The sequence below is a fragment of the Ramlibacter sp. WS9 genome (assembly GCF_003797765.1).
In the GTDB taxonomy this organism is placed as follows: Bacteria; Pseudomonadota; Gammaproteobacteria; order Burkholderiales; family Burkholderiaceae_C; genus Ramlibacter.
This window is the reverse complement of record NZ_RKMB01000008.1, coordinates 76,900-102,673: the sequence shown is the minus strand read 5'-3', so window position 1 is coordinate 102,673 and position 25,774 is coordinate 76,900. Positions and strand designations below refer to the sequence as shown.

Here is a 25,774-nt window from a genome sequence, read left to right as displayed (position 1 = left end):
CCCGCGCGGCACAACTCGCCTCCGCTACGCTTCGACTCAAACAGGTGCCGCGAGCATGAAACGTGGCGTCGCAAGCGACGCTGGGCCGCAAGACCGTCCACCGCGGGCGCCTGTGCTCTATTCGCGCCGCGACCCGGCCATGCACGGCGTTGCGGGGAGGCCGTAGCGCCGGCGGTGAGCACGGTGTTGTGGTGTGGCCGTCGAGTGCCGGCGGTGATGCGCGGCGTTGTGACGGGCCACGGAGCGTCGGGACCCACTCGTGGATCACCTCGATGGTGATGCGAAGCTGTGCGTGGGCGGGCTGCGGCGCGAATAAAGCACAGGCGCTTGCGGCGGGTGACTCCGCGACCCAGCACGGCTTCAGCCGTGCGACCGTTTCATGCTCGCGAAAATTGTTTGAACGGAGCAAAGCGGAGAGAGTTTTTTCGCGCGGGTCGCGGGGTCTCCCGGCGCAAGGAATTCGGCTGGAGGTGCAAAGCACCGAAGCCGAACGCCGTAGCCATCGCGCCGCAGCCCGCCCACGCACAGCTTTGCCGCGCGGCCTCAGAACGGTGAGTTCAAACCATCCCAGACAAGTACATGATCGCGCGCAAGCTCGAAAATTCGTACTCGACGAAGTCCTCGAACTCCTTGCCCGTGAGCACCGCCGAGGTCCAGCCGTTCTTGCTGAGCGCGTCGGTCCAGGCCTTGGTCTTGGTCGCGGCCAGCAGGCCGGACGTCAGCGCATCCCTCTCGGCGCCGCTGATGCCGGGCGCGGCGTAGACACCGCGCCAGTTGCCCAGGATCACGTCGAAGCCTTGCTCTTTCATCGTCGGGATGTTGATGCCGGGCAGGCGCTTCTGCGACGTGACCGCGATTGGGCGCATCTTCCCCGACTCGATGTGTTCGGCAAACTCGCTGTAGCCGCTGCCGCCCACCGTGACATTGCCGCCGAGGATGGCGGCAACGGCTTCGCCGCCGCCGCGGAAGGCGACGTAATTCACCTTCTTCGGGTCCACACCGATGTTGCGGGCCAGCATGCAGGCCGCGATGTGCTCGGTCGAGCCGCGGGAGCCGCCACCCCACTTGACGCTGCCCGGGTCCTTCTTGAGTTGCGCCACGACGTCCTTCATGGTCTTGAGCGGCGAAGCCGCGGGCACGACGAATACGTTGTATTCGCTGGTCAGTCGGCCGATCGGCGTGGCCTGCGACAGCTGCACCGGCGGCTTGCCGGTGATGATGCCGCCCAGCATCACGGCGCCCATCATGATGATGGCGTTGGGGTCGCCTTTGGATGCATTGACGAACTGGGCCAGGCCGATGATGCCGGCGGCACCGCCCTTGTTCTCGTACTGCACGGAGTCCGCCACTTTCGCGTCCGTCAGAGCGCGGCCAAGCGCACGCCCGGTGGAGTCCCATCCGCCGCCCGGGTTGGCGGGGATCATCATCTTGAGCACCGGCGCAGCCCGTGCGCCCATAGGCAGGGTGCCTGCGGCGGCTAGCGCCGCCAGGGATTTGAGGAAGGTATCGCGACGCATGGTGTGTCTCCGGTAGTGATAAAGATCATGCTGGTGCTGCGAACTGTCGATCCGCTGTCAGCGCCTGTCAACTATCCTGGGACAAACCCGGATTCCACCGCTTTTGCAAGGGGTAGGATCAGCCGATGCAAGCCGACGATACCCTGCCGCGTGACGGCCAGAGCATCCTGGAACTCGCCGCGAGGTCAATGTTCCAGCTTTTTTCGAGCATCAGCCAGGGCATGTTCCTGGTCGATCGCACCGGCCGCATCGTCTGGATCAACGAAGGCTACAAGCGCTTTCTCCCCGCGTTGGGCTTCTCGTCGGTCGACCAGTTCCTTGGCCACATGGTGGAAGACGTGGTGCCGAACACACAGATGCGGCGGGTGCTGGAGACGGGCCAGGCGGTGCTGATCGACCTGCTCACCAACCGCGCCGGCACTTTCGTGGTCAGCCGCTTGCCGCTGCGCGACGAGCGCACCGGGGAGCTGATCGGCGCGATGGGCATCGTGCTGTTCGACCACCCCGAAACCACGCTGCAGCCGCTGATCAGCAAATTCGCGCACCTGCAACGCGACCTGGATGACGCGCGACGCGAACTGGCGAGCCAGCGCCGCACCAAGTACACGCTCGCCAGCTTCGTCGGCGGTAGCCCGGCGGCGGTGGAAGTCAAGCGGCAGGCACGGCGCGCGGCGCTCTCGTCCAGCCCGGTGCTGCTGCTGGGTGAAACCGGTACCGGCAAGGAACTGCTGGCGCATGCAATCCACGCCGCATCGGGCCGTGCGTCGGGCCCGCTCGTCAGCATCAATATCGCCGCCGTTCCCGACACGCTGCTCGAAGCGGAGTTCTTCGGTGTCGCGCCCGGCGCGTATACCGGCGCGGACCGCAGAGGGCGTGACGGCAAGTTCAAGCTGGCTGACGGCGGCACGCTGTTCCTCGACGAGATCGGGGACATGCCGCCCAGCCTGCAGCCCAAGCTGCTGCGCGCGCTGCAGGAAGGCGAGATCGAGCCGCTGGGCTCGAATAAGGTGATCGCGTTCGATGCCCGCGTGATTGCGGCAACGTCGCGCGATCTCGCCGCGCTGGTGCGCGAGGGCAAGTTTCGCGAGGACCTGTACTACCGCCTCAACGTCTTGCCGATCCGCGTGCCGCCGCTGCGCGAGCGCCGGCCTGACATTCCTTCGCTGGTGGAAGTGCTGGCCGAGGACATGGCGCTGCGCAGCGGCACCGCGCCGCCCGAGCTCAGCGCCGACGCGGTCGCGCTGCTGTCGGCGCAGAACTGGCGCGGCAACATCCGCGAACTGCGCAACGTGCTGGAGCAGGCGGCGATGCGCAGCGACACGCAGCACATCGAGGTGCGCGATCTCGAGGAAGTGCTGCGCGAGTCGGGGGTCAAGCACATCGAGCCCGCGCTGGCCGCATCGGCTATGGCCGCACCCGCGCCGGCCCTGGCGCATGCCTTGCGGCCGCTGGCCGAGCAAGTGGCGGAAGTGGAGCGCCGGGCCATCGGGGCGGCGCTGGGCGCCACGGGCGGCAACAAGCTGGCGGCAGCCAAGTTGTTGGGAATCTCTCGGGCCAAGCTCTACGAGCGTCTGGAATTTGTGCCTGAATTTCACACAGTTGTCTGATTGTCAGACAGTCAGAATTGTCTGAAAATCAGACAATTTGTTCATGGGGTAGGAAAATATCCTTTTTAATCAACGATCTGCGAATTGGCATGTCTCATGCATTGCATTGGTGCCTGATTCCGCAGTCACGATAAAAGGAGACATGTCCATGCAACGTCGCACCTGGGTGGCGCTCGCCGCGCTTGCCGCTTCCGCTTTCGCCTTGCCCCAAACCTTCGCCCAAGGCAAGGAAATCAAGATCGCCCACATCTATAGCCGTACGGGCCCGCTCGAGGCTTATGGCAAGCAGACCCAGGCCGGGCTGCTGATGGGCTTCGAATACGCCACCAACGGCACCATGACCGTCAACGGCCGGAAGATCGTCCTGATGGAAAAGGATGACCAGGGCAAGCCGGACATCGGCAAGTCCCTGCTGGCCGCCGCGTATGCCGACGACAAGGTCGACCTCGCCGTCGGCCCGACGTCGTCGGGCGTGGCGCTGGCCATGTTGCCGATCGCCGAGGAATACAAGAAGGTCCTGCTGGTGGAGCCGGCCGTGGCCGACTCGATCACCGGCGACAAGTGGAACCGCTACATCTTCCGCACCGGCCGCAGCAGCTCGCAGGACGCGATCTCGAACGCCGTGACCGTCGATCAGGCGGGCACCACCATCGCGACGCTCGCACAAGACTACGCCTTCGGGCGCGACGGCGTGAAGGCCTTCAAGGATTCGATCAGCAAGTCCAAGATCATCCATGAGGAATACCTGCCCCAGACGACGACGGACTTCACCGCAGGCTTCCAGCGCATCGTCGACAAGCTCAAGGACCAGCCGGGCCGCAAGGTGATCTTCGTGATCTGGGCCGGTGCGACGCCGCCGTTCGCCAAGCTGGCCGATCTCGACTTGAAGAAGCGCTTCAACATCGAAGTGGCAACGGGCGGGAACATCTTGCCGGCCATGGTGCCGTACAACAATTTCCCCGGAATGGAGGGCGCGGCCTACTACTACTTCGGCTTCGCGAAGAACCAGGCCAACCTTTGGCTGGTGACCAACCACTATCAGCGCTTCAAGTCGCCGCCCGATTTCTTCACCGCGGGCGGGTTCTCGGCCGCAATGGCCATCGTCGCCGCCCTGAAGAAAACCAACGCAGACACGGGCACTGAAAAGCTCATCACGGCGATGGAAGGCATGACCTTCGAGACGCCCAAAGGCCAGATGACTTTCCGCAAGGAAGACCACCAGGCCATGCAGTCGATGTATCACTTCCGCGTGGCGCCCGGCGCAAGGCCCGGTGCAATGGCTGACCTTCACCTCGTGAAGGAAATCAAGCCGGCGGACATGAACGTGCCGATTCGCAATAAAAGATAACGCTTCCACAGGGGCGGCCGCCCCTCTTTTTGATCCGTTGTTTTGAGAGACCCCCGGGCACACGGGGGCGAGGGGTTGTTTTACCCAACACCACCTGGAGACAAAACCAATGACGTTCAAATCGCTACGCGTGATCGCTGGCGCCCTGGCCCTGGCCGCGGGCGGCGCTTGCGCCGCCGTCAACCTGCCGGCACTCAACATCGACAAGACCCAGACGACAGTCTCCGGCTTGTCATCGGGTGGCTTCATGGCCGTCCAGTTGCACGTGGCTTACTCGGCCACATTCAAGAAGGGCGCCGGCATCGTCGCCGGCGGCCCGTTCTACTGCGCCGAAGGCAGCGTCGTGAACGCCACCGGCCGCTGCATGGCCAGCCCGGCCGGCATCCCGACCAGCACGCTGGTGAGCACGACCAACAACTGGGCCTCGCAGGGCCTGATCGACCCGGTGTCGAACCTGCAGAGCTCCAAGGTCTACATGTTCTCGGGCACGCTCGACGACGTGGTGAAGCCGGGCGTGATGGACGCGCTCAAGACCTACTACAACAGCTTCGTGCCCGCCGCCAACGTGGTCTACAAGAAGGACATCGCGTCGCAGCACGCGATGGTGACGGACGACTACGGCAACGCCTGCTCGTTCAAGGGAGCGCCCTACATCAACGACTGCAACTTCGACCTGGCCGGCGCCATCTTGCAGCAGCTGTATGGCACGCTGAACGCGCGCAACGTGAACACGCTGCCCGCCGCCAACTACGTGCAGTTCAACCAGAGCCAGTTCATCAGCAACCACGGCATGGCGACGACCGGCTGGGCCTATGTCCCCGCTTCTTGCACATCGGGGGCGCAATGCAAGCTGCACGTGGTGTTGCACGGCTGCAAGCAGAACGAGAACGACGTCCAGCAGCAGTACGTGAAGAACACCGGCTACAACCGCTGGGCCGACACGAACAACATCGTGATGCTGTACCCGCAGACCAGCGTGGCCGCCACCAACAGCTGCTGGGACTGGTGGGGCTACGACAGCGCCAACTACTCGAAGAAGTCCGGCCCGCAGATGGCGGCCATCAAGGCGATGGTGGACCAGGTCTCTAGCGGCTCGCCGGTCTCGACGCTGCCTGCCCCCACGGGCGTCGCCACCTCGGGTGCGACCACCACCACCATGAACATCGGCTGGAACAGTGTCACCGGTGCGGCCAGCTACAACGTTTATCGCGCGGGCACCAAGGTCAACGCCGTGCCCGTCATCGCGACGTCTTACCAGGACACAGGGCTGGCGGCGGGCACCACGTATGCGTGGACCGTCAAGGCCGTGGACGGCAGCGGCGCCGAAGGCGCGGCTTCGGCTGCTGCCAGCGGGACCACCACCGGCGCGCCGCCGCCCGTCGTCACCTGCTACACGTCGAGCAACTATGCGCACACCATAGCGGGGCGCGCCTACGCGTCGTTCGGCTACACCTACGCGTACGGTTCGAACCAGAACATGGGCCTGTGGAACATCTACACGACCACGACGCTGAAGAAGACTGCCACAAACTACTATGTGATCGGGACCTGTCCCTGATCCAACACGCGACAACCTGACGGAGAACAATGAGCCTGCTCGCCACCAAAGACCTGACCATCCGCTTCGGCGGCCACGTGGCGGTCAATGCCGTGACCTGTGCTTTCCAGCCGGGCACCTTGACCGCCATCGTCGGCCCGAACGGCGCCGGGAAGACCACATATTTCAACCTCATCTCCGGGCAGCTCAAGGCAAGCGCCGGACAGGTCACGCTCGACGGGCGCGACCTGTCCGGTGCCTCCGCTTCCGAGCGAACCCGGGCCGGCTTGGGCCGCGCTTTCCAGCTCACCAACCTGTTTCCGCGTCTCACGGTGCTGGAGAACGTGCGGCTGGCGGTACAGGCGGCGCGTGAAGGGCCACACCGGCGTGGGTTGAACCTGTGGAGCATCTGGACGGACCACAAGGACTTGCTGGAACGGGCGCACGACATCTTGCAGACGGTGGCCCTGGCGGACAAGCAGAACGAGCTGGTGGCGAATCTGCCGCACGGCGACCAGCGCAAGCTGGAAGTGGCGCTGCTCATGGGCCTGGAATCGAAGGTGTTCATGTTCGACGAGCCGACCGCGGGCATGAACGCGGCGGAAGCGCCGGTCATCCTCAACCTGATCCGGAAGCTGAAGGCCGACGCGAGCAAGACCATCCTGCTGGTGGAACACAAGATGGACGTGGTGCGCGAACTGGCCGACCGCATCATTGTTTTGCACAACGGCACGTTGGTGGCGGACGGGGAACCAGCGGACGTCATCGCGTCGCCCATCGTTCAAGAGGCATATCTAGGTGTTGCGCCCAAGGAGGCAGCATGAACGAGAACCTCTTGACTCTCAAAGGCGTGCACACGCACATCGGGGCGTACCACATCCTGCATGGAGTGGATCTGACGGTCCCGCGCGGCAAGCTCACCATGCTGCTGGGCCGCAACGGCGCCGGCAAAACGACGACGCTGCGAACCGTCATGGGCCTGTGGAGGGCGTCGCAAGGCAGCATCCAGTTCAACGGCAACGACATCACTGCGAAGCCGACGCCGGAGATCGCATCCATGAACGTGGCCTACGTGCCCGAGAACATGGGCATCTTCTCCGACCTCACCGTGAAAGAGAACATGCTGCTGGCCGCGCGCTGGGCGCGCACCGCGGACCAGATCGACGCGAAACGACTGCAATGGATTTTCTCGCTCTTCCCGGCAGTGGAGAAATTCTGGAACCACCCGGCGGGCAAGCTGTCGGGCGGGCAGAAGCAGATGCTGGCCGTGTCCCGAGCCATCGTCGAGCCGCGCGAGCTGCTGATCATCGACGAGCCGAGCAAGGGACTTGCGCCCGCGATCATCAACAACATGATCGACGCGTTCGCGCAGCTCAAGGCGAGCGGCGTGACGATCCTGCTGGTGGAGCAGAACATCAACTTCGCCAAGCGGCTGGGGGACTCCGTCGCGGTGATGGACAACGGCGTGGTGGTCCATGCCGGTTCGATGAAGGAGCTGGCCGAGGACGAGGCCTTGCAACATTCCCTTCTGGGGCTGGCCATATGAAAAACATCGACTTCGACTGGAAACCTGTGGCCCTGGTGCCCGCACTGGCGCTGCTGGTGTTCCCCTTCATCGGATCGAGCTCGACCTGGGTCACGCTCACCATCGCCGGCCTGGCGATGGGGATGATCATCTTCATCATCGCCTCGGGGCTGACGCTCGTCTTCGGCCTGATGGACGTGCTGAACTTCGGCCATGGCGTGTTCATTGCGCTGGGGGCGTTTGTCGCGACGAGTGTGCTGGGCGCGATGGGCGACTACACCGGGTCCGCAAGCCTCTGGGTCAATTTGATGGCGGTGCTGCCGGCGATGGTTGTGGCGATGCTGGTCGCCGGTGCCATCGGCCTGGCTTTCGAGCGCTTCATCGTGCGGCCGGTGTACGGCAACCACCTGAAGCAGATCCTCATCACCATGGGCGGGATGATCATCGGCGAGGAGCTGATCAAGGTCATCTGGGGCCCGTTGCAGATCCCGCTGCCGCTGCCCGAAGGCATGCGCGGCACGCTGCTACTGGGCGATGCCGCCGTGGAGAAGTACCGCGTGATCGCGGTGGTGGTGGGCCTGCTCGTGTTCGGAATCCTGCTCTGGGTGCTCACGCGTACCAAGATCGGCCTGCTCATTCGCGCAGGTGTGCAAGACCGCGAAATGGTGGAGTCGCTCGGCTATCGCATCAGGCGCCTGTTCATCGGCGTGTTCGTGGTGGGCAGCGCTCTGGCCGGCCTGGGTGGCGTGATGTGGGGCCTGTACCAGCAGAACGTCACCCCGCAAATGGGCGCGCAGGTCAACGTGCTGATCTTCATCGTGCTGATCATCGGGGGGCTGGGCTCCACCACCGGCGCGCTGATCGGCGCGTTGCTGGTCGGCTTGATGGCCAACTACACCGGCTTCCTGGTGCCCAAGGCGGCGCTGTTCTCGAACATCGCGCTGATGATGGCGATCCTGCTGTGGCGCCCGCAAGGCGTCTATGCGCTCAGCAAGTGAAGACGAGAAGCATATGCTGAACCGCATCCTCTCCAACGACTACCCGCGCAGCCGCATCCTGGCCGTCGTGCTGATGGTGGTGCTGCTGGCACTCGCCTTCATGCCCTTCATCTTTCCGGGCGTGAAGGCGCTCAACGTCGCCGCCAAGATCCTGGTGTTCATCGTGCTGGTGGCCAGTTTCGATCTGCTGCTGGGCTACACGGGTATCGTGAGTTTCGCTCACACGATGTTCTTCGGCATCGGGGCCTATGGCATCGCGATCGCATCGACGCGCATGGGCGCCGGCTGGTCGTCCATCCTCGTGGGGTTGGCCGTCTCGCTCGCGCTGTCGTTCGTGCTCGCGCTGGCGGTGGGCCTGTTCTCGCTGCGGGTGCGAGCGATCTTCTTTTCCATGATCACGCTGGCCGTGGCCGCCGCTTTCCAGACGCTGGCGTCGCAGCTGTCGGACATCACGGGCGGTGAAGACGGGCTCACGTTCAAGATGCCGGAGATCCTGTCGCCCGGCTTCAGTTTGGCCGAGGAACCATTCCTGGGCGTCTCGATGGACGGGCGCCTCATCTGCTACTACCTGCTGTTCGTCACCGCGCTCATCGCGCTGCTGGCGATGCTGCGCATCGTCAACTCGCCGTTCGGCCGGGTGCTGCAGGCGATCCGCGAAAACGAGTTCCGTGCCGAGGCCATCGGCTACCGCGTGGTGGTCTACCGCACGACGTCGAGCATTCTCTCGGCGCTGTTCGCCACCGTCGCGGGCGCGATGCTGGCGATCTGGCTGCGCTACAACGGGCCGGACACTTCGCTGTCGTTTGAGATCATGCTGGACGTGCTGCTGATCGTCGTGATCGGCGGCATGGGCACGATCTACGGCGCGGCCATCGGCTCGGGTGTGTTCGTCGTGGCCCAAAGCTACCTGCAAGACCTGCTCAAGCTGGCGAGCGACGCGACGTCCGGCTTGCCCTGGCTCTCGGCGCTGTTGTCGCCGGACCGCTGGCTGCTGTGGCTGGGCCTGCTCTTCGTTCTCTCCGTCTACTACTTTCCGACCGGCATCGTGGGGCGCCTGCGCGCCCTGCGTTCCGGTTCCTGATTTCGTCCGTACCACTCCCCAGGAGACACACAGTGAAAATAAGAACTGGACTCTATGCCGCGCTGCTCGGCATTCCAATGATGCTGGCGGGCTGCGGCGGCTCGAGCGACAGCCCTCTCGAACGCCAAACGCACCTGGGCAAGGTCCGGGGCGCGGAGGATCCCGCTTCGGCCACTTACTCCTGGAAGGGCATTCCTTTCGCGCAAGCTCCGGTGGGAACGCTGCGGTGGCAGCCGCCGCAGGAGCCGCAAGCCTGGACGGAAACCCGGACCACGACGGCGTTCGCCAACGCCTGCGCGCAATACGGGCGCATCTACGGCCCCGGCAGCAACAACAAATACGACGAGACCATCGGCACCACGCTCGGCCAGGCCGTGGGCAGCGAGGATTGTCTCTACCTCAACGTCTGGCGCCCGGCCACCGGCGAGTCGAACCTGCCCGTCATCGTGTTCTTCCACGGCGGCAGCAACGTCTCGGGCTACACGGCCGACCCGGTGTATGACGGCGCCGCGCTGGCCAAGGCGGCCAACGCGATCGTGGTTACGCCCAACTTCCGCCTCGGCATCCTGGGGTTCCTTAACCTGCCGCAGCTGAAGACCGCTGACGCAGCCACGAGCTCGGGCAACTTCACGATGCTCGACAGCATCAAGGCTCTGCAGTTCGTCCGGGCGAACGCCGGGGCGTTCGGCGGCAACGCCGACAACGTCACTATTTCGGGTCAGTCGGCGGGTGCCATCAACGTGTGGGCGCTGCAGACGTCGCCGATGATGGCGGCGGCCAATCCCAAGCTGTTTCATCGCGTGATGCCGCTGTCTGGCGGCATATCCCTGGCCAGCAACCTGCCGCCCGGCAGCATTCCCACGCTGAGCCCGGCTTCGACGTACCTCGCGCAGGGCAACGCGCTGCTGCAGAACCTGGTGATCGGTGACGGCCTGGCCACCGACGCGGCGACCGCACAAACCTACATCGCTTCGCGCACCACGGCGCAGATCGCGGAATACCTGCGCGGAAAGACGTCGCCGCAACTGTTCACGACGCTGCTCACTCGCCTTGCGGCACTGGGCCTCTCGGGGTCCGGGCCCATCCCCGATGGCACCGTGGTGGCCGCGGACCCGATTGCCGCCATCGCCGCGGGCAACTATGTGAAGGTGCCGGTGCTCGCGGGCAATACGCGGGACGAAGGCAAGCTGTTCCCGTCGTTCCTGCCGCTGGTGGGCGGAACCGGCAACGCGCGCATCGTGACCGACGCGCAGTTGTTCACCAATCACTTCTCGTACAACCCCAACGCGGCGGCGCAGACCCTCGTGGAGCAATGGATCGCGCCGTCATATTTGCCTGTCAACGCGGCGACCACCGGCTTCACGGCGCGCGCCGAGGCGCTGAACCGCGTCTTCTTCCTCAACAGCCGCGACAACGTGCTGAACGCGCTTAGAACGCAGCAGCCCAACGTCTGGTACTACCGCTTCGACTGGGACGAGCAGCCTGCGCCCTGGAATGACATTTATGGCGCGGTGCACGTGGTGGACCTGCCGTTCCTGTTCGGAAACTTCGGCCCGTCGCTGTTCGGCAACGTGTGGTTCAACACCGCCAACCGGCCCGGCCGCCTCGAACTGTCGGCCGCGATGATGCAGACCATGGGCAATTTCGCGCGCAACGGCGATCCGAACAATGTTTCGCTCGGCGTGGCGTGGCCCGCGTGGCCCCAAACACTGGTGTTCGACGCAACGCCGACGGCGAAGTCCATCCACGTGGAGTAGCGGCACCCCCGGGCAATCGCATCCCCCCAACACAACGAGGACAAGCAGTCATGACATCGTTGACCCAGAGAACAATCGGCGCGCTCGTGTTCGCCGCGGCAGGCATGGCACAAGCCGCCGACATCACCATCGCGCAAGTCGCGCCGTTGTCCGGTGTGCTCGCGAGCACGGGCAAACAGATGGTGCTGGGCGGCAAGCTTTATTTCGACCACATCAATGCCAAGGGCGGCATCCACGGCCAGAAGATCAAGGTGCTGGTTGCGGACGACGCATACAAGGTCGATGAAACCGTGCGCCTCACCAAGGAGATGCTGGCCAAGCCCGAGGTCGTCGCGCTGTTCGGCTTCGCCGGCACCGCCAACATCGGCAAGCTCCTGACCGACAAGGTGTTGGAGGAGGGCGGGGCACCGCTCGTGGCGCCCTACAGCGGCGGTGAGCCGCTGCGCTCGCCGTTCAACCCGTGGATCTACCACGTGCGAGCCGGCTATGCCGACGAGGCGGAGCACATGGTGCAGCAGCTAACGACGCTGGGCATGAACCGCATCGCCGTGATGTACCAGGACGACGGCTTCGGCAAGGCGGGCCTGGTGGGTGTCGAGGCGGCCATGGCCAGGCGCAATCTCAAGCTGGCGACGACGGCGGGTTACGAGCGCAACACCGACAAGGTCGACGACGCGGTGAAGAAGATCAAGGCGGCCGATCCGCAGGCGATCATCATGATCTCCATCAACAAGCCGACGGCCGCTTTCGTCAAGCAGTACCGTGAATCGGGCGGCGGCGCGCAGCTGCTCAATATCTCGGTGGTGGATCCGGCGGAGCTCGTCAAGCTGGCGGGGCTGAAGAACGCACACGGCCTCGGGATCAGCCAGGTGGTGCCGTATCCGTACATGGCGAACCTGCCGGTGATCCGCGAATACCAGGAGCTGCTGAAGAAGTACGCGCCCACCGAGCAGGTCAACTACACGAGCTTCGAAGAGTTTCTCGGGGCGAAGGTGCTGGTGGAGGCCCTGCGCCGCGCCGGGCCCAACCCGACCAGGGCGAAGGTCGCGAAGGCGCTGGAGTCCATGAGCAATTTCGACCTGGGCGGCATCACGGTGAACTACTCGCCGACGAATCGCGTGGGCTCGCAGTATGTCGAGGTCACCGTCATCGGCAGCAGCGGCAAGCTGCTGAAATGAAGCGCTGAACGGCTCGCACGAAGAGAACAGAACAGGGGAAGGATGCTCGGCATGCCACACAGCTCACAGTACGCGACCTGCGCGGGCCGCGAAATTCACTACACCGAGTGGGGCGCGCAGCACGCCCGCACGGTGATCGCGTGGCACGGCCTGGCACGTACCGGCCGCGACATGGATGAACTGTCGGAGCATCTCTCGTCACGCTACCGCGTGATCTGCCCGGACACGCTGGGCCGGGGACTGAGCCAATGGAGCCCGGACCCGCGCAACGAGTACACGTTGGCGTTCTATGCGCAGCTGGCCGCTGATTTGTTCGATCGTCTCGACATCAAGGAAGCCCATTGGGTCGGCACTTCCATGGGTGGTGCCATCGGCACGGTGTGCGCGGCGGGACTGTTCCAACCGCAACTCAAGGGCCGCATCAAGAGCCTGGTGCTCAACGACAATGCGCCGCGCCTGGCCGAGGCGGCGCTCGCGCGCATCCGCGCCTACGCCGGCAATCCGCCGGCCTTCGACACGATGGCGCAGCTCGAAGCTTTTTACCGCGAGGTCTACAAGCCCTTTGGCTGGCTGAGCGACGCGCAGTGGCGCCGCCTGGCCGAAACCTCGGCGCGCCGTTTACCGGACGGGCGCGTGACGCCGCACTACGACCCGGCCATGGTTCGTCAGTTCACCGATCACCCGAACGACTACGACTTGTGGGCGCACTACGACGCGCTGCGCATCCCGGTGCTGTGCCTGCGCGGCGTGGAGTCGGATCTTGTGCTGCCCGATGCGACCGCGGAGATGTTGACGCGGGGGCCGGGCTTGATGGGTTTGGCGCGCATCGTGGAAATCGAAGGCTGCGGCCATGCTCCGGCATTGAACGTGCCCGAGCAACTCGAGCTGGTGACCGCGTTCATCGAACAGCACGAACAACCCTCGGCACTCGCAGCCTAAGGTCTTGTCATTGCGGGCCTATTGCGCCGCGCCCATCGCCTTCGCCCGCTCCCGTGACGCCGCCAGCGCCTGCGCATCAGGCTCGTCGCGAGTGGGCCATCCGCCCAGGTGTTGCCCGGCCACCGCGCCCAGCGCGGCGATCCAGGCCGGATCGTCGTTCAGGCAGGGGATGTAGTGGAAGTCCTTGCCACCTACCTCCAGGAAGGCCTGCCGGCCTTCCATGGCGATCTCTTCCAGCGTCTCGAGGCAATCGGCGGTGAAGCCCGGGCAGACCACGTCGACCCGCTTCACGCCGCGCTTGCCCAATGCGCGCAATGTCGGCTCGGTGTAGGGCTCGAGCCATTTGGCCTTGCCAAAGCGTGACTGGAACGAGACCGTGTAGCGGTTGCTCTCCAGGCCGAGTTTTGCGGCCAGCATGCGGGCGGTCTTGTGACACTCGCAATGGTACGGGTCGCCGAGCTTGAGCGTGCGCTCCGGCACGCCGTGAAAGCTTATGACGAGGTGATCGGGCACACCTTTCTCGCGCCACTGCCGGTCGATGCTTCGGGCCAGAGCGTTCACGTAGCCGCGGTCGTCGTGATAGCGGTTGACGAAGCGCAGTTCCGGCACGTTGCGGGTCCGGCTGGACCACGCGGCCACCGCATCGATCACGCTCGCCGTGGTCGTGCCCGAGTATTGGGGATAGGCCTGCAGGATCAGGATGCGCGTCACGCCTTCGGCTTTGAGCGCATCGAGCTGCGATGCGATCGATGGACTGCCATAGCGCATCGCGTAACGCACTTTCACGCGGTGCCCTTGCTCGCCGAGCCAGCCCTGGAGCAGCTTGGCCTGCTTTTCCGTCCACAGCCTCAAGGGCGATCCCTCGGGCGTCCAGATGCTGGCGTACTTGGCAGCGGACTTGCCGGACCTGAATGGCAGGATCAAGCCGTACAGCAGCGGCAGCCACACCAGGCGCGGGATTTCGACCACGCGCGGGTCCCGCAGGAATTCAGCCAGGTAGCGCCGCACGGCGCCGGACGTTGCTTCGTCGGGTGTGCCCAGGTTGCAATAAAGGACTGCGGTGCGTGGCGCTTCGCCATGGGTAAATGGAGGTTCCGATTGGAAAGGGCTGACCATGCGCTATTCTCACTGAATGCTTGAAATTAGCCGTATCAAGGCGATCTCCCTCGACCTCGACGACACCCTGTGGCCCATCTGGCCCACCATCGAAAGAGCCGAGAAGGTGCTGCACAACTGGATGGTGGACCACGCGCCGATGGCGGCTGCGCTGTTCTCGAGCCCGTTGGCGCTGCGCGAGATCCGCGACTACATGGCCGCCAACCGCCCGGAGTTGAAGAACGACCTGAGCGCCGTGCGGCGCGAATCGATTCGCCTGGCCCTTTACCGTGCCGGTGAGAACCCGCTGATGGCCGACGAGGCGTTCGAGGTCTTCTTCGCCGAAAGGCAGCGCGTGACGCTGTACGAGGACGCGGAGCCGGCGCTGAAATTGCTGTCCGCCCGCTTTCCATTGGTCAGCATTTCCAACGGAAACGCCGACATCCAGCGTGTGGGCCTCGGCCGCTACTTTCGCGCGGCCATTTCGGCGCGCGAGTTCGGCGTGGGCAAGCCGGACCCGCGCATCTTTCACGCGGCCGCGGGAGCGATCGAGGTCGCCCCGGAAAACATCCTGCACGTCGGCGACGACGCGACGCTGGACGGGCTGGGCGCCCTCAACGCGGGTATGCAGGCCGGATGGCTCAATCGCTCCGACCAACTCTGGCCGCACGAGCAGGAACCGCACGTCACGCTGACGACGCTGACGGAGCTCACCGCGTTATTTGAGTAGCACCCCCGAAGCGGACTGCGTCCGATGCCCCCTCGGGCTGCGCCCTCTCCCCCTCAAGGGGGCGCCAACAGCGGCCCGGCAAAGCCGGTTCCGCGGTGGCCCTGGATCAGTCCCGCGCCTTCGGCCGTCACATTTTGCCAAGCGCTTGCACCTTCCACGCGAGCCAGAACTTGCGAAGGGGCGTGAGGCTGACGCGCTGGTTCAGCACCTGGAAATCATCCGCTTCGATCTCCCGCAGCAGTGTGCGGTAGATGCTGGCCATCATCAGGCCGGGCTTCTGGCTGCGCCGGTCCGCCTCGGGCAGCAACGCCAGCGCTTCGTCGTACAGCACATGGGCTCTGGCGGCCTGGAACTTCATCAGCGCGATGAAACGCTCCGAGTGCTTGCGGTTGATGACCTCGTGGGCTTTCACGTCGAACTGCTGCAGTTCGTTGACGGGCAGGTAGATCCGGCCGCGCATCGCGTCTTCGCCCACGTCGCGGATGATGTTCGTGAGCTGGAAGGCCAGCCCCAGCTTGTGGGCGTATTCCGTGGTCAGCGGGTCGGCCTGGCCGAAGATGCGCGCCGACACCTCGCCGACGATGCCGGCCACCAGGTGGCAATAGCGCTGCAGTCCCTGGAAGTCGAGGTAGCGCGTCTGCTCCAGGTCCATCTGGCAGCCTTCGATCACCGCGTGGAGGTGGCGCTGTTCGATGCCAAACTCGCCGGCGCAAGGCATCAGCGCCTTCATCACCGGGTGGCTGGGCTCGCCGTTGTACGACTTCGCGACTTCGGCCTGCCACCAGGCGAGCTTGGTGCGCGCGACGCCCGGATCGCTCACTTCGTCGACCACGTCGTCCACCTCGCGGCAGAAGGCGTAGAAGGCGGTGATCGCCGCGCGACGCGGCTTGGGCAAAAAGAGGAAGGCGTAATAGAAGCTGCTTCCCGATGCGGCGGCCTTTTGCTGGACGTACTCTTGCGGTGTCATTGCCGCCGATTGTCCCATTCGCCGGTCAGCGTCCGGCGGCGCCCTGCGCGAACAGTGTTCGCAGCGAGGCGCGGCCCGCGAGCGTGAAGGCCAGGCGAGCCATCAGCGCCCGCACTTCGCTGCGCGGCACTTTCACCTTGTGTTGCAGGCCTTGCGCAGGGTCCGCGCGCAGCATCGCGAGTGTGCGCGCGCCCAGCAGGGCGGGAAGGGCGCTGGCCGCGCGCGCACGGCGGCTGTTGACGGCGTCGGCGTAGCGCATGCCGGCTTCGAGCCCGAGAGCGGCCTTGGCGAGCCAGGGGTCGCGCACGGACGCGAAGCGCGCGGGCTCGCGTGGGAGATCCTGCGGGACGATCCCCGCCGCGGCCAACTCGTCCGCCGGAAAATAGCAGCGGCCCGCGGCGAGATCGGCGCCGGCGTCGCGCAGGATGTTGACCAACTGCAGGCCCATGCCATAGCTGCGGCCCAGGTCGCGCATCTGCTCGCGGGGCAGGGTGGCGAATCCCGGCAGGTGCCGAAAGCACAGCTCGGTCCAGAACTCGCCCACGCTGCCGGCGACAAGGTAGGTGTATTCGTCGAGCTCGGCGGCGGATTGCAATGCTGCCAGGGTGCCTTGCCCGAACCGGTCGACGTCCAGCGCCTGTCCGCGGGTGATGTGGCCTAGAACGGTCCGCACATCTGCCCGGTCTGCCGGATCGAGCCGATCCAGCAGCGAAAGGCATTCCGGCAGGGCCACGATCAGGGCGCGTTCCTGTTCGTCGTCTTGCAATGGCGCGAACGAGGCGGCGATGGCGACAACGGCAGCGATGGCGGGTCTTGCGGCGATGCGGCCGTCAATTGCAGCCGCCAGGGTATCCAGCTTTTCCCGGCGTTCGCCGGCCGGCAGCCGTGCCGTATCGGCCAGCGTATCGGTTGCACGGGCGAGCAGGTAACCCACCCCGATCGGACGCCGCAGTGCCACCGGCAAGAGCCGGATCGAGAGGTAGAACGAGCGCGAAACGCCACGCAGCAGCGCCGGCAATTCGGTGGGGGAGTGGTAGGCCGAGCGCATGTCAGTAGCTCGGCATTCTCGCCTTGACAAGCATCCGCAATTACCCTAGATTACTAACCGGTCAGTCAGTAGCGCCGTCCTGGCGCCTTCTTCCGCGTACTTTCAGCTCAGGTCTGCCATGCCGAAAATGCCTATCTCATCACATCCGCGCCTCACGCTCAGCCTGGCCATTGCCGCCTCCCTGGCGTTAGCGGCTTGCTCCAAGACCGAGGCGCCGCTGGAACCTGTGCGCGCCGTCAAGTTGCTCACCGTCGGGGTCGGCAGCTTCCAGTCGAGCCATGAGTTTTCCGGCGAAGTGCGGCCGCGTGTCGAGTCCCGCTTGGGCTTCCGCGTGGCAGGCAAGATCACTCGCCGCCAGGCCGAACTGGGGCAGCGTGTGAAAGCCGGACAGCCGCTCGCGCAACTGGACCCGCAGGACTACCAATTGGCTGCCGACGCCGCGCGCGCCCAGCTCAACGCCGCCACCACGAATCGAGACTTGGCGGCTGCCGACTTCAAGCGCTATGCCACTCTGAAAGACCAGAATTTCATCAGTGGCGCCGAACTCGAGCGCCGCGAGACCACACTGAAAGCAGCACAGGCCCAAGTCGACCAGGCGAAAGCCCAGTTGTCGTCGCAAGGCCACCAGGCCGCCTACACCACGCTCGTTGCCGACGTCTCGGGTGTGATCACCGGGATCGAAGCCGAACCCGGGCAAGTGGTGTCCGCCGGTGCGCCTGTAGTTCGCATTGCGCAGGACGGCCCGCGCGACGTCGTCTTCTCCGTGCCCGAAGACAAGGTCGCAGCCCTCAAGCCGGGCTCGGATGTCTCGGTGCGTTCCTGGACGGACAACACGACGCTGCCCGGCAAGATTCGCGAAGTCGCTGCCAGCGCCGACCCGGTGACGCGCACGTACGCCGTCAAGGTTTCGCTGGACGCCGCGGCCACGCCGCCGATCGGCGCCACGGTTTACGTATCGCCCAAGGCGCTCAGCATGGTCGGAGCCCCTGTGATCAAGCTGCCCACCAGCGCGCTGCGCAAGGAAGGGCAGGGCACTGCCGTGTGGGTGCTGGACAAATCCACCATGACGCTGAAGTCGCAGGCGATCCAGATCGCCACTGCCGACGGCAATGAAGCCGTCGTTGCGGCGGGCCTGCAGCCCGGCATGCAAGTGGTGTCCGCCGGCGTCCACGTGCTGTCGGCCGGCCAGAAGGTCACCATCTACCAGGAAAAGACGGCTCAGAGCACCGCGGCCGCAGTCCAGGATGCGACGAGAAACGTCGCCAGCGCCGCCGGCACGGCGCAAGCCGCAACACTGCCCGCCACCAAGTGAGGCATGAGCCGCCGGGCCGCCCCAAGGCGAATACACGCAGCGCATAGCGCGGAGGTTTCCAGTTCATGACGCAAGAACAACAAGTACAGCCGAAAGAGGGTTTCAACCTCTCCAAGTGGGCACTCGATCACCCGGCGCTCACGCGCTACCTGATGGTGGTGCTGATGCTGCTGGGCTTCGCGGCCTATTTCCAGCTGGGGCAGGACGAAGACCCGCCGTTCACCTTCCGCGCGATGGTTGTGCGCACGTACTGGCCCGGCGCCACCGCGCAGCAGGTGGCCGAACAGGTGACAGACAAGCTCGAGCGGGCGCTGCAGGAAGCGCCTTATGCCGACAAGATCCGCAGCTATTCCAAGCCCGGCGAGTCGCAGATCATTTTCCAGATCAAGGATTCGTCCAAGCCCGGCGAAGTGGCCAACGTCTGGTACACGGTGCGCAAGAAGATCGGCGACATGCGCTTCCAGCTGCCGCCCGGAATCCAGGGGCCCTTCTTCAACGACGATTTCGGCGACGTGTACGGCGTGATCTACGCGCTGGAGTCGGATGGCTTCAACTACGCCGAGCTGAAAAGCTTTGCCGATGACGTGCGCCAGACCCTGCTGCGCGTGCCGGACGTCGCCAAGGTGGAACTGTTCGGCGTGCAGGACGAAAAGCTCTACGTCGAGATTTCCCAGAAGCGCCTGGCGCAGCTGGGGCTGGACCTGAACCAGGTGCTGGGGCAGCTGGGCCAGCAGAACGCGGTGGAATCGGCGGGTGCCGTGCAGACGCCGCTGGACATCGTGCAGGTGCGCGTGGGCGGCCAGTTCGAAGCCGTCGAGCAGTTGCGGGCCATGCCGATCCGCGGCACTGGATATGGACCCGGCACAAGCGCCGGCGGCAGCCAGATCCGCCTGGGCGACATCGCCGAGATCAAGCGCGGCTATGCCGATCCGCCGGTCGTGAAGGTGCGCCACCAAGGCAAGGAAGTGATCGCACTGGGCGTGTCGATGGCCAAGGGCGGCGACATCATCCGGCTGGGCAAGGAACTCAAGACCGCGTTCAACCGCATCGAAGACGGCCTGCCCGCCGGCATCAAGCTGGTGCAGATCCAGGACCAGCCCAAGGCCGTGTCCAACTCCGTCAACGAGTTCGTCCGCACACTGGTGGAAGCCGTGATCATCGTGCTGGCGGTGAGCTTCATCGCCCTGGGCCTGCACAAGCGCCCCGACGCCGCGATGCTGCCGCTGTGGAAGCGCTGGTACGTCGACATGCGGCCCGGCCTGGTGGTGGGTATCACCATCCCCCTGGTGCTGGCCGTCACCTTCCTCGCGATGGACTTCTGGGGCATCGGCCTGCACAAAATTTCGCTGGGCTCGCTCATCATCGCGCTGGGCCTGCTGGTGGACGACGCGATCATCGCCGTCGAAATGATGGTGCGGAAGATGGAAGAGGGCTACGACAAGGTGCGCGCCGCCACCTTCGCCTACGAGATCACGGCGATGCCGATGCTGACGGGCACGCTGATCACCGCGGCGGGCTTCCTGCCGATCGGCATGGCCAAGTCGACCGTCGGCGAATACACCTACGCGATTTTCGCGGTGACGGTGATCGCGCTGGTGCTGAGCTGGCTGGTGTCGGTGTACTTCGTGCCTTACCTCGGCACGCTGCTGCTCAAGGCCAAGCCGCTGCCCGCGAATGGCGAGGCGGACCATCACGAGCACTTCGATACGCCGTTCTACCGCACGTTCCGCCGCACGGTGGACTGGTGCGTCGAGCATCGATGGATCACCATCGGCGCCACGGTGCTGATCTTCGCGCTCGGCATCGTCGGCATGGGCAAAGTGCAGCAGCAGTTCTTCCCGGATTCGAGCCGTCCCGAGATCATGGTCGACATCTGGTTCCCGGAGGGCACATCGTTTGCGGCCAACGAGGAAACCACCAAACGCGTGGAAGCCCGACTGCGCGCCGAGGCCGGCGTCACTGGCGTCAGCACATGGGTCGGCTCGGGCGTGCCGCGCTTCTACCTGCCGCTGGACCAGGTCTTCCCGCAGACCAACGTGTCGCAGTTCATCGTGATGCCGATGGACCTGAAGGTGCGCGAGTCCTTGCGCGTGAAGCTGCCCGCGCTGCTCGCGCAGGAGTTCCCGGAAGTCCGCGGCCGCGTGAAACTGCTGCCCAACGGGCCACCGGTGCCGTACCCGGTGCAGTTCCGCGTCGTCGGCCCCGACCCTATCGCGCTGCGCGAGCGAGCCGACGAGGTGAAAGCGGTGATGCAGCAAAACGCCAACACGCGCGGCGTCAACGACAACTGGAACGAGTCGGTGAAGGTGCTGCGGCTGGAAGTGGACCAGTCGAAGGCGAGGGCGCTCGGCGTCACCAGCCAGTCCATCGCGCAGGCGTCCAAGACCATCCTGGCGGGCACCAACGTCGGCCAGTTCCGCGAGGGCGACAAGCTGATCGACATCGTGCTGCGCCAGCCGCTGGACGAGCGCAACGCCATCACCGACATCGCCAACGCCTATTTGCCGACGGCGTCGGGCAAGTCGATCCCTCTCACCCAGATCGCCCGGCCCGTGTTCACCTGGGAGCCCGGCGTGATGTGGCGCGAGAACCGCGACTACGCGATCACGGTGCAAAGCGACATTGTCGAAGGCATGCAGGGCGCCACCGTGACCGCTGAATTGCTGCCGCAGCTCAAGGCCGTCGAGAAGAAGTGGCCGCTGGGCTATGCGATCCAGGTCGCCGGCGCGGTGGAAGAGAGTTCCAAGGGAACGGGCTCGATCGCGGCGGGCGTGCCGATCATGCTGTTCATCACGTTCACGCTTCTGATGCTGCAGCTCCACAGCTTCAGCCGCGCCATGCTGGTGTTCATTACCGGGCCGCTGGGCATCGCCGGCGTGGCGGGCGCCTTGATATTGCTCGGGCGTCCGTTCGGATTCGTCGCGCTGCTGGGCGTCATCGCGCTGATGGGCATGATCCAGCGCAACTCGGTGATCCTGATCGACCAGATCGAGCAGGACCGTGCGCGCGGCATCCCGGCATGGGACGCGATCGTGGAATCCGCGGTGCGGCGCTTGCGGCCCATCGTGTTGACGGCAGCCGCAGCAGTGTTGGCGATGATCCCGCTCTCGCGCTCGGTGTTCTGGGGTCCGATGGCCGTCGCCATCATGGGCGGCCTGGTCGTCGCCACTGTGCTCACGTTGCTGGCTCTGCCGGCGATGTACGCGGCCTGGTTCCGGGTGAAGCGGCCGGGCTCCGTCATTCCCGCGCAGGCGGGAATCCAGGGCGTCCCACAACCGGCGTGAAGCCCTGGATTCCCGCCTGCGCGGGGATGACGGTCCAGTCAGTTAAAATCTTCTGTTGACCGAATTTGGAGCGGGCGGTCAGGGTCACCTGACCGCCCGCGCCTATTTCAGCTCAGCGCGGGTGGCGAAATTGGTAGACGCACCAGGTTTAGGTCCTGACGCCAGCAATGGTGTGGGGGTTCGAGTCCCCCCCCGCGCACCAGCAGAACACCTTTTAGGAACAAGAGAGAGACCATCATGGCCGTGAATGTAGAAACCCTCGAAAAGCTGGAACGCAAGATCACGCTGACGCTGCCCGCCACCGTCATCCAGTCTGAAGTCGACTCCCGCCTCAAGCGCTTGGCGCGCACCGTCAAGATGGACGGCTTCCGTCCCGGCAAGGTGCCGATGAGCGTCGTGGCCCAGCGCTACGGCTACTCGGTGCACTACGAGGTGATGAACGACAAGGTGGGCGAAGCTTTCGCCGCGGCCGCCAACGAAGCCAAGCTGCGTGTCGCCGGCCAGCCCCGCATCACCGAGAAGGAAGAAGCGCCCGAGGGCGAACTGGCCTTCGACGCGGTGTTCGAGGTTTTCCCGGAAGTGAAGATGGGCGACCTGGCCGGTGTCGAAGTCGAGAAGCTCAGCGCCGAAGTGACTGACGCCGCCATCGACAAGACCGTGGAGATCCTGCGCAAGCAGCGCCGCACGTTCGCCCAGCGCCCGGCCGATGCCGGCGCCCAGGAAGGCGACCGCGTCACCGTGGACTTCGAAGGCAAGATCGACGGCGAGCCCTTCCAGGGGGGCAAGGCCGAGGACTTCCAGTTCCTCGTCGGCGAAGGCCAGATGCTCAAGGAATTCGAAGGTGCCGTGCGCGGCATGAAGACCGGCGAAAGCAAGACCTTCCCGCTGGCCTTCCCGGCCGACTATCACGGCAAGGACGTCGCCGGCAAGCAGGCCGACTTCATGGTCACCGTCAAGAAGATCGAAGCGGCCAACCTGCCTGAAGTGAACGAGGCGCTCGCCAAGTCCCTGGGCATTGCCGACGGCACGGTGGAAGCGCTGCGCGCCGACATCCGCAAGAACCTCGAGCGTGAAGTCAAGTTCCGCCTGTTGTCGAAGAACAAGCAGGCCGCGATGGACGCGCTGGTCTCGAAGGCCGAGCTCGACCTGCCCAAGTCGAGCATCCAGTCCGAAGTCGACCGCATGATCGAAGGCGCCCGCGCCGACCTGAAGCAGCGCGGCATCAAGGACGCAGACAAGGTGCCGGTGCCCGACGACCTGTTCCGCCCGCAAGCCGAGCGCCGCGTGCGCCTGGGCCTGGTCGTGGCCGAGCTGGTGCGCACGAACAACCTGCAGGCCAAGCCCGAGCAGATCAAGCAGCATGTCGAAGAACTGGCCGCCAGCTACGAAAAGCCGGCCGACGTGGTGCGCTGGTACTACAGCGACAACCGCCGCCTGGCCGAGGTCGAGGCGATCGTGATCGAGAACAATGTCACGGAGTTCGTGCTGTCCAAGGGCAAGGTGGTCGACAAGGCCGTTTCGTTCGACGAGCTGATGGGCCAGCAGGACCAGTAACCGTCGCCGCATGAATCCTGGGGCCCGGATGGTCTTGTCAAAGACCGTCCAGGCCCCATCTGCTTTTGGCATAAAGTACAGGCCAAGCAACCGGAGTTTTCCCCCCATGAGCGCACTTGAAACGCAAGCCCTCGGCATGGTGCCGATGGTCATCGAGCAGTCCGGCCGCGGCGAGCGGTCCTACGACATCTATTCGCGCCTGCTGCGCGAGCGGGTGATCTTCCTGGTGGGCCCGGTGAACGACCAGACCGCCAACCTGGTGGTGGCCCAGCTGCTGTTCCTGGAAAGCGAAAATCCGGACAAGGACATCTCGTTCTACATCAACAGCCCCGGCGGCAGCGTTAGCGCCGGCATGGCGATCTACGACACGATGAATTTCATCAAGCCCGACGTCTCGACGCTGTGCACCGGTATGGCCGCCAGCATGGGCGCCTTCCTGCTGGCCGCCGGCGCCAAGGGCAAGCGCTTCTCGCTGCCCAATTCCAAGGTCATGATCCACCAGGTGCTCGGCGGCGCGCAGGGCCAGGCGACGGACATCGAGATCCATGCCCGCGACATCCTCAAGACCAAAGCGGTCATGAATCGCATTCTCGCCGAGCGCACCGGCCAGCCGATCGAAAAGGTCGAACGCGATACGGAACGCGATTACTTCCTCGACGCCGAGGAAGCCAAGGCCTACGGCCTGGTCGACCAGGTGATCGCGAAACGGCCCTGATCTTTCAGGTGCACTGCAGCACGGCGCTCCTGAAAACAGGGGCGCCGTTGTTTTTTTCACAGGTAGGTTCGCTGTGATGAAACCGCGGTGGCAGCTCAGCCTTGGCGGCCCCCTTATTTGGTTATCATTGAATCTCAAGTCACATAGGCAGACACATGGCCGAGAAAAAAGGCTCTTCCAGCGAGAAAACGCTTTACTGCTCCTTCTGCGGCAAGAGCCAGCACGAGGTGAAGAAACTGATCGCCGGGCCTTCGGTTTTCATCTGCGACGAATGCATCGACCTGTGCAACGAGATCATCCGTGACGAGCTGCCCGCGGGCGACGAGACACGGGAGGCGCGCGGCGACCTGCCGACGCCGAGCGAGATCAAGGCCAACCTCGACAACTACGTGATCGGCCAGGAGACGGCCAAGCGCGCGCTGTCGGTCGCCGTGTACAACCACTACAAGCGCCTGCGCCACAAGGAAAAAGCCAAGAAGGACGAAGTCGAGCTCACCAAGAGCAACATCCTCCTGATCGGCCCCACCGGCTCGGGCAAGACGCTGCTGGCCCAGACGCTCGCGCGCATGCTCGACGTGCCGTTCGTGATGGCCGATGCCACCACGCTGACAGAAGCCGGCTACGTCGGCGAAGACGTCGAGAACATCATCCAGAAGCTGCTGCAAAGCTGCAATTACGAAGTCGAGCGCGCCCAGCGCGGCATCGTCTACATCGACGAGATCGACAAGATCTCCCGCAAGTCCGACAACCCGTCGATTACGCGCGACGTGTCGGGCGAGGGTGTGCAGCAGGCACTCTTGAAGCTGATCGAAGGCACCATGGCCAGCGTGCCGCCGCAGGGCGGGCGCAAGCACCCCAACCAGGATTTCCTGCAGATCGACACGACCAACATCCTGTTCATCTGCGGCGGCGCTTTCTCGGGCCTCGAGAAGGTGATCGAGCAGCGCACGGAAGCATCGGGCATCGGCTTCGGCGCGGCCGTCAAGAGCAAGGCCCAGCGCAGCCTCTCGGACATGTTCCGCGAGGTCGAGCCGGAAGACCTGATCAAGTTCGGCCTGATCCCCGAGCTGGTCGGCCGCATGCCGGTCGTCTCGACGCTGGCCGAGCTGAGCGAAGAAGCCATGGTGCGCATCCTCACCGAGCCCAAGAACGCGCTGGTCAAGCAGTACGGCAAGCTCTTGGCCATGGAAGGCGTGGACCTGGAAATCCGCCCGAACGCGCTGCGCGCTATTGCGAAGAAGGCTCTGGCCCGCAAGACCGGCGCGCGGGGCCTGCGCTCGATCCTGGAGCAGTCGCTGATCGACACGATGTTCGAGCTGCCGAACACGGCCAATGTCGACAAGGTCGTGGTGGACGAGTCTACGATCGACGAAAACAAGCCGCCCTTGCTGGTTTATCGCGAAGCGGCCAAGAAGGCCTGATTGCTGATGACAAATGACAGATGACGCCGGCTGTGCCGAGCATGACAAAGGCAGCCCGCTGTGTCATTTGTCATTGAAGCGAAGCGAAGTCATTTGTCATGCGCCCGAATGGGTTGAAAATCCCCTATTCCGGTCCATATTCGAACGGTAGACCCAAAGGA

Annotated in this window: 20 protein-coding genes and 1 tRNA gene; 17 read left to right on the top strand and 4 right to left on the bottom strand. The window is 64.8% G+C overall.

The window, feature by feature from the left end:
* Positions 1-557 precede the first annotated feature (557 nt).
* Positions 558-1,517: a tripartite tricarboxylate transporter substrate binding protein gene (locus tag EEB15_RS14285; RefSeq protein ID WP_141510538.1), complete on the bottom strand. Its 960-nt coding sequence runs from the start codon at positions 1,515-1,517 to the stop codon at positions 558-560.
* Positions 1,518-1,642: 125 nt separating this feature from the next.
* Between EEB15_RS14285 and EEB15_RS14280 the strand changes: the two genes are divergently transcribed.
* The 10 genes from EEB15_RS14280 to EEB15_RS14235 all read left to right on the top strand — a co-directional run bounded on the left by EEB15_RS14280 (position 1,643) and on the right by EEB15_RS14235 (position 13,487).
* Positions 1,643-3,124 (top strand): sigma-54-dependent Fis family transcriptional regulator, encoded by a 1,482-nt coding sequence (locus EEB15_RS14280; RefSeq protein ID WP_141510537.1) that lies wholly within the window; start codon positions 1,643-1,645, stop codon positions 3,122-3,124.
* A gap of 148 nt (positions 3,125-3,272) precedes the next feature.
* Complete coding sequence (locus tag EEB15_RS14275) at positions 3,273-4,472, top strand: substrate-binding domain-containing protein (protein ID WP_141510536.1); 1,200 nt, start codon at positions 3,273-3,275, stop codon at positions 4,470-4,472.
* Positions 4,473-4,581: 109 nt separating this feature from the next.
* Complete coding sequence (locus EEB15_RS14270; protein WP_141510535.1) at positions 4,582-6,030, top strand: PHB depolymerase family esterase; 1,449 nt, start codon at positions 4,582-4,584, stop codon at positions 6,028-6,030.
* Between the two features lie 35 nt (positions 6,031-6,065).
* Complete coding sequence (locus EEB15_RS14265) at positions 6,066-6,833, top strand: ABC transporter ATP-binding protein (RefSeq protein WP_141510654.1); 768 nt, start codon at positions 6,066-6,068, stop codon at positions 6,831-6,833.
* The gene (locus EEB15_RS14260; RefSeq protein ID WP_141510534.1) at positions 6,830-7,555 is read left to right on the top strand and encodes an ABC transporter ATP-binding protein; all 726 of its coding nucleotides are present in this window, start codon (positions 6,830-6,832) and stop codon (positions 7,553-7,555) included. Before EEB15_RS14265 ends, EEB15_RS14260 begins: the two co-directional genes overlap by 4 nt.
* Positions 7,552-8,532: a branched-chain amino acid ABC transporter permease gene (locus EEB15_RS14255; RefSeq protein WP_141510533.1), complete on the top strand. Its 981-nt coding sequence runs from the start codon at positions 7,552-7,554 to the stop codon at positions 8,530-8,532. Before EEB15_RS14260 ends, EEB15_RS14255 begins: the two co-directional genes overlap by 4 nt.
* A 13-nt stretch (positions 8,533-8,545) precedes the next feature.
* Complete coding sequence (locus EEB15_RS14250) at positions 8,546-9,613, top strand: branched-chain amino acid ABC transporter permease (protein WP_141510532.1); 1,068 nt, start codon at positions 8,546-8,548, stop codon at positions 9,611-9,613.
* A 32-nt stretch (positions 9,614-9,645) separates the two neighbouring features.
* On the top strand, positions 9,646-11,370 hold the full coding sequence (locus EEB15_RS14245) for a carboxylesterase/lipase family protein (protein ID WP_370283595.1): 1,725 nt from the start codon (positions 9,646-9,648) through the stop codon (positions 11,368-11,370).
* A gap of 50 nt (positions 11,371-11,420) precedes the next feature.
* Positions 11,421-12,548: an ABC transporter substrate-binding protein gene (locus EEB15_RS14240; RefSeq protein WP_141510531.1), complete on the top strand. Its 1,128-nt coding sequence runs from the start codon at positions 11,421-11,423 to the stop codon at positions 12,546-12,548.
* A gap of 51 nt (positions 12,549-12,599) precedes the next feature.
* Entirely contained in the window at positions 12,600-13,487 is an 888-nt protein-coding gene (locus EEB15_RS14235; protein WP_141510530.1) for an alpha/beta fold hydrolase, read from the top strand.
* Positions 13,488-13,505: 18 nt separating this feature from the next.
* On the opposite strand, the gene hemH is transcribed toward EEB15_RS14235, so the two are convergent.
* Positions 13,506-14,603, bottom strand: a complete 1,098-nt coding sequence (gene hemH, locus EEB15_RS14230; protein ID WP_141510529.1) for a ferrochelatase — start codon at positions 14,601-14,603, stop codon at positions 13,506-13,508.
* A gap of 16 nt (positions 14,604-14,619) precedes the next feature.
* Here hemH and EEB15_RS14225 point away from each other — a divergent pair, with 16 nt between their 5' ends.
* Entirely contained in the window at positions 14,620-15,312 is a 693-nt protein-coding gene (locus EEB15_RS14225; protein WP_141510528.1) for an HAD family hydrolase, read from the top strand.
* A gap of 127 nt (positions 15,313-15,439) precedes the next feature.
* Here EEB15_RS14225 and hpnD read toward each other — a convergent pair whose 3' ends face one another.
* Both hpnD and EEB15_RS14215 read right to left on the bottom strand, forming a co-directional pair.
* On the bottom strand, positions 15,440-16,279 hold the full coding sequence (gene hpnD / locus EEB15_RS14220; RefSeq protein WP_141510527.1) for a presqualene diphosphate synthase HpnD: 840 nt from the start codon (positions 16,277-16,279) through the stop codon (positions 15,440-15,442).
* 25 nt (positions 16,280-16,304) lie between these two features.
* Positions 16,305-17,327 carry a phytoene/squalene synthase family protein gene (locus EEB15_RS14215; protein WP_141510526.1) on the bottom strand — a complete coding sequence of 341 codons (1,023 nt, stop codon included), beginning with the start codon at positions 17,325-17,327 and terminating at the stop codon, positions 16,305-16,307.
* A gap of 118 nt (positions 17,328-17,445) precedes the next feature.
* Here EEB15_RS14215 and EEB15_RS14210 point away from each other — a divergent pair, with 118 nt between their 5' ends.
* The 6 genes from EEB15_RS14210 (at position 17,446) to clpX (ending at position 25,613) form a co-directional block, all read left to right on the top strand.
* The gene (locus tag EEB15_RS14210; protein WP_141510525.1) at positions 17,446-18,639 is read left to right on the top strand and encodes an efflux RND transporter periplasmic adaptor subunit; all 1,194 of its coding nucleotides are present in this window, start codon (positions 17,446-17,448) and stop codon (positions 18,637-18,639) included.
* Between the two features lie 65 nt (positions 18,640-18,704).
* Complete coding sequence (locus EEB15_RS14205) at positions 18,705-21,923, top strand: efflux RND transporter permease subunit (RefSeq protein WP_141510524.1); 3,219 nt, start codon at positions 18,705-18,707, stop codon at positions 21,921-21,923.
* 115 nt (positions 21,924-22,038) lie between these two features.
* A tRNA-Leu gene (locus EEB15_RS14200) sits at positions 22,039-22,125 on the top strand.
* 35 nt (positions 22,126-22,160) lie between these two features.
* Complete coding sequence (gene tig, locus EEB15_RS14195; RefSeq protein ID WP_141510523.1) at positions 22,161-23,477, top strand: trigger factor; 1,317 nt, start codon at positions 22,161-22,163, stop codon at positions 23,475-23,477.
* A gap of 106 nt (positions 23,478-23,583) precedes the next feature.
* Complete coding sequence (clpP, locus tag EEB15_RS14190) at positions 23,584-24,192, top strand: ATP-dependent Clp endopeptidase proteolytic subunit ClpP (RefSeq protein WP_141510522.1); 609 nt, start codon at positions 23,584-23,586, stop codon at positions 24,190-24,192.
* 155 nt (positions 24,193-24,347) lie between these two features.
* The gene (gene clpX / locus EEB15_RS14185) at positions 24,348-25,613 is read left to right on the top strand and encodes an ATP-dependent Clp protease ATP-binding subunit ClpX (RefSeq protein WP_141510521.1); all 1,266 of its coding nucleotides are present in this window, start codon (positions 24,348-24,350) and stop codon (positions 25,611-25,613) included.
* Positions 25,614-25,774 lie beyond the last annotated feature (161 nt).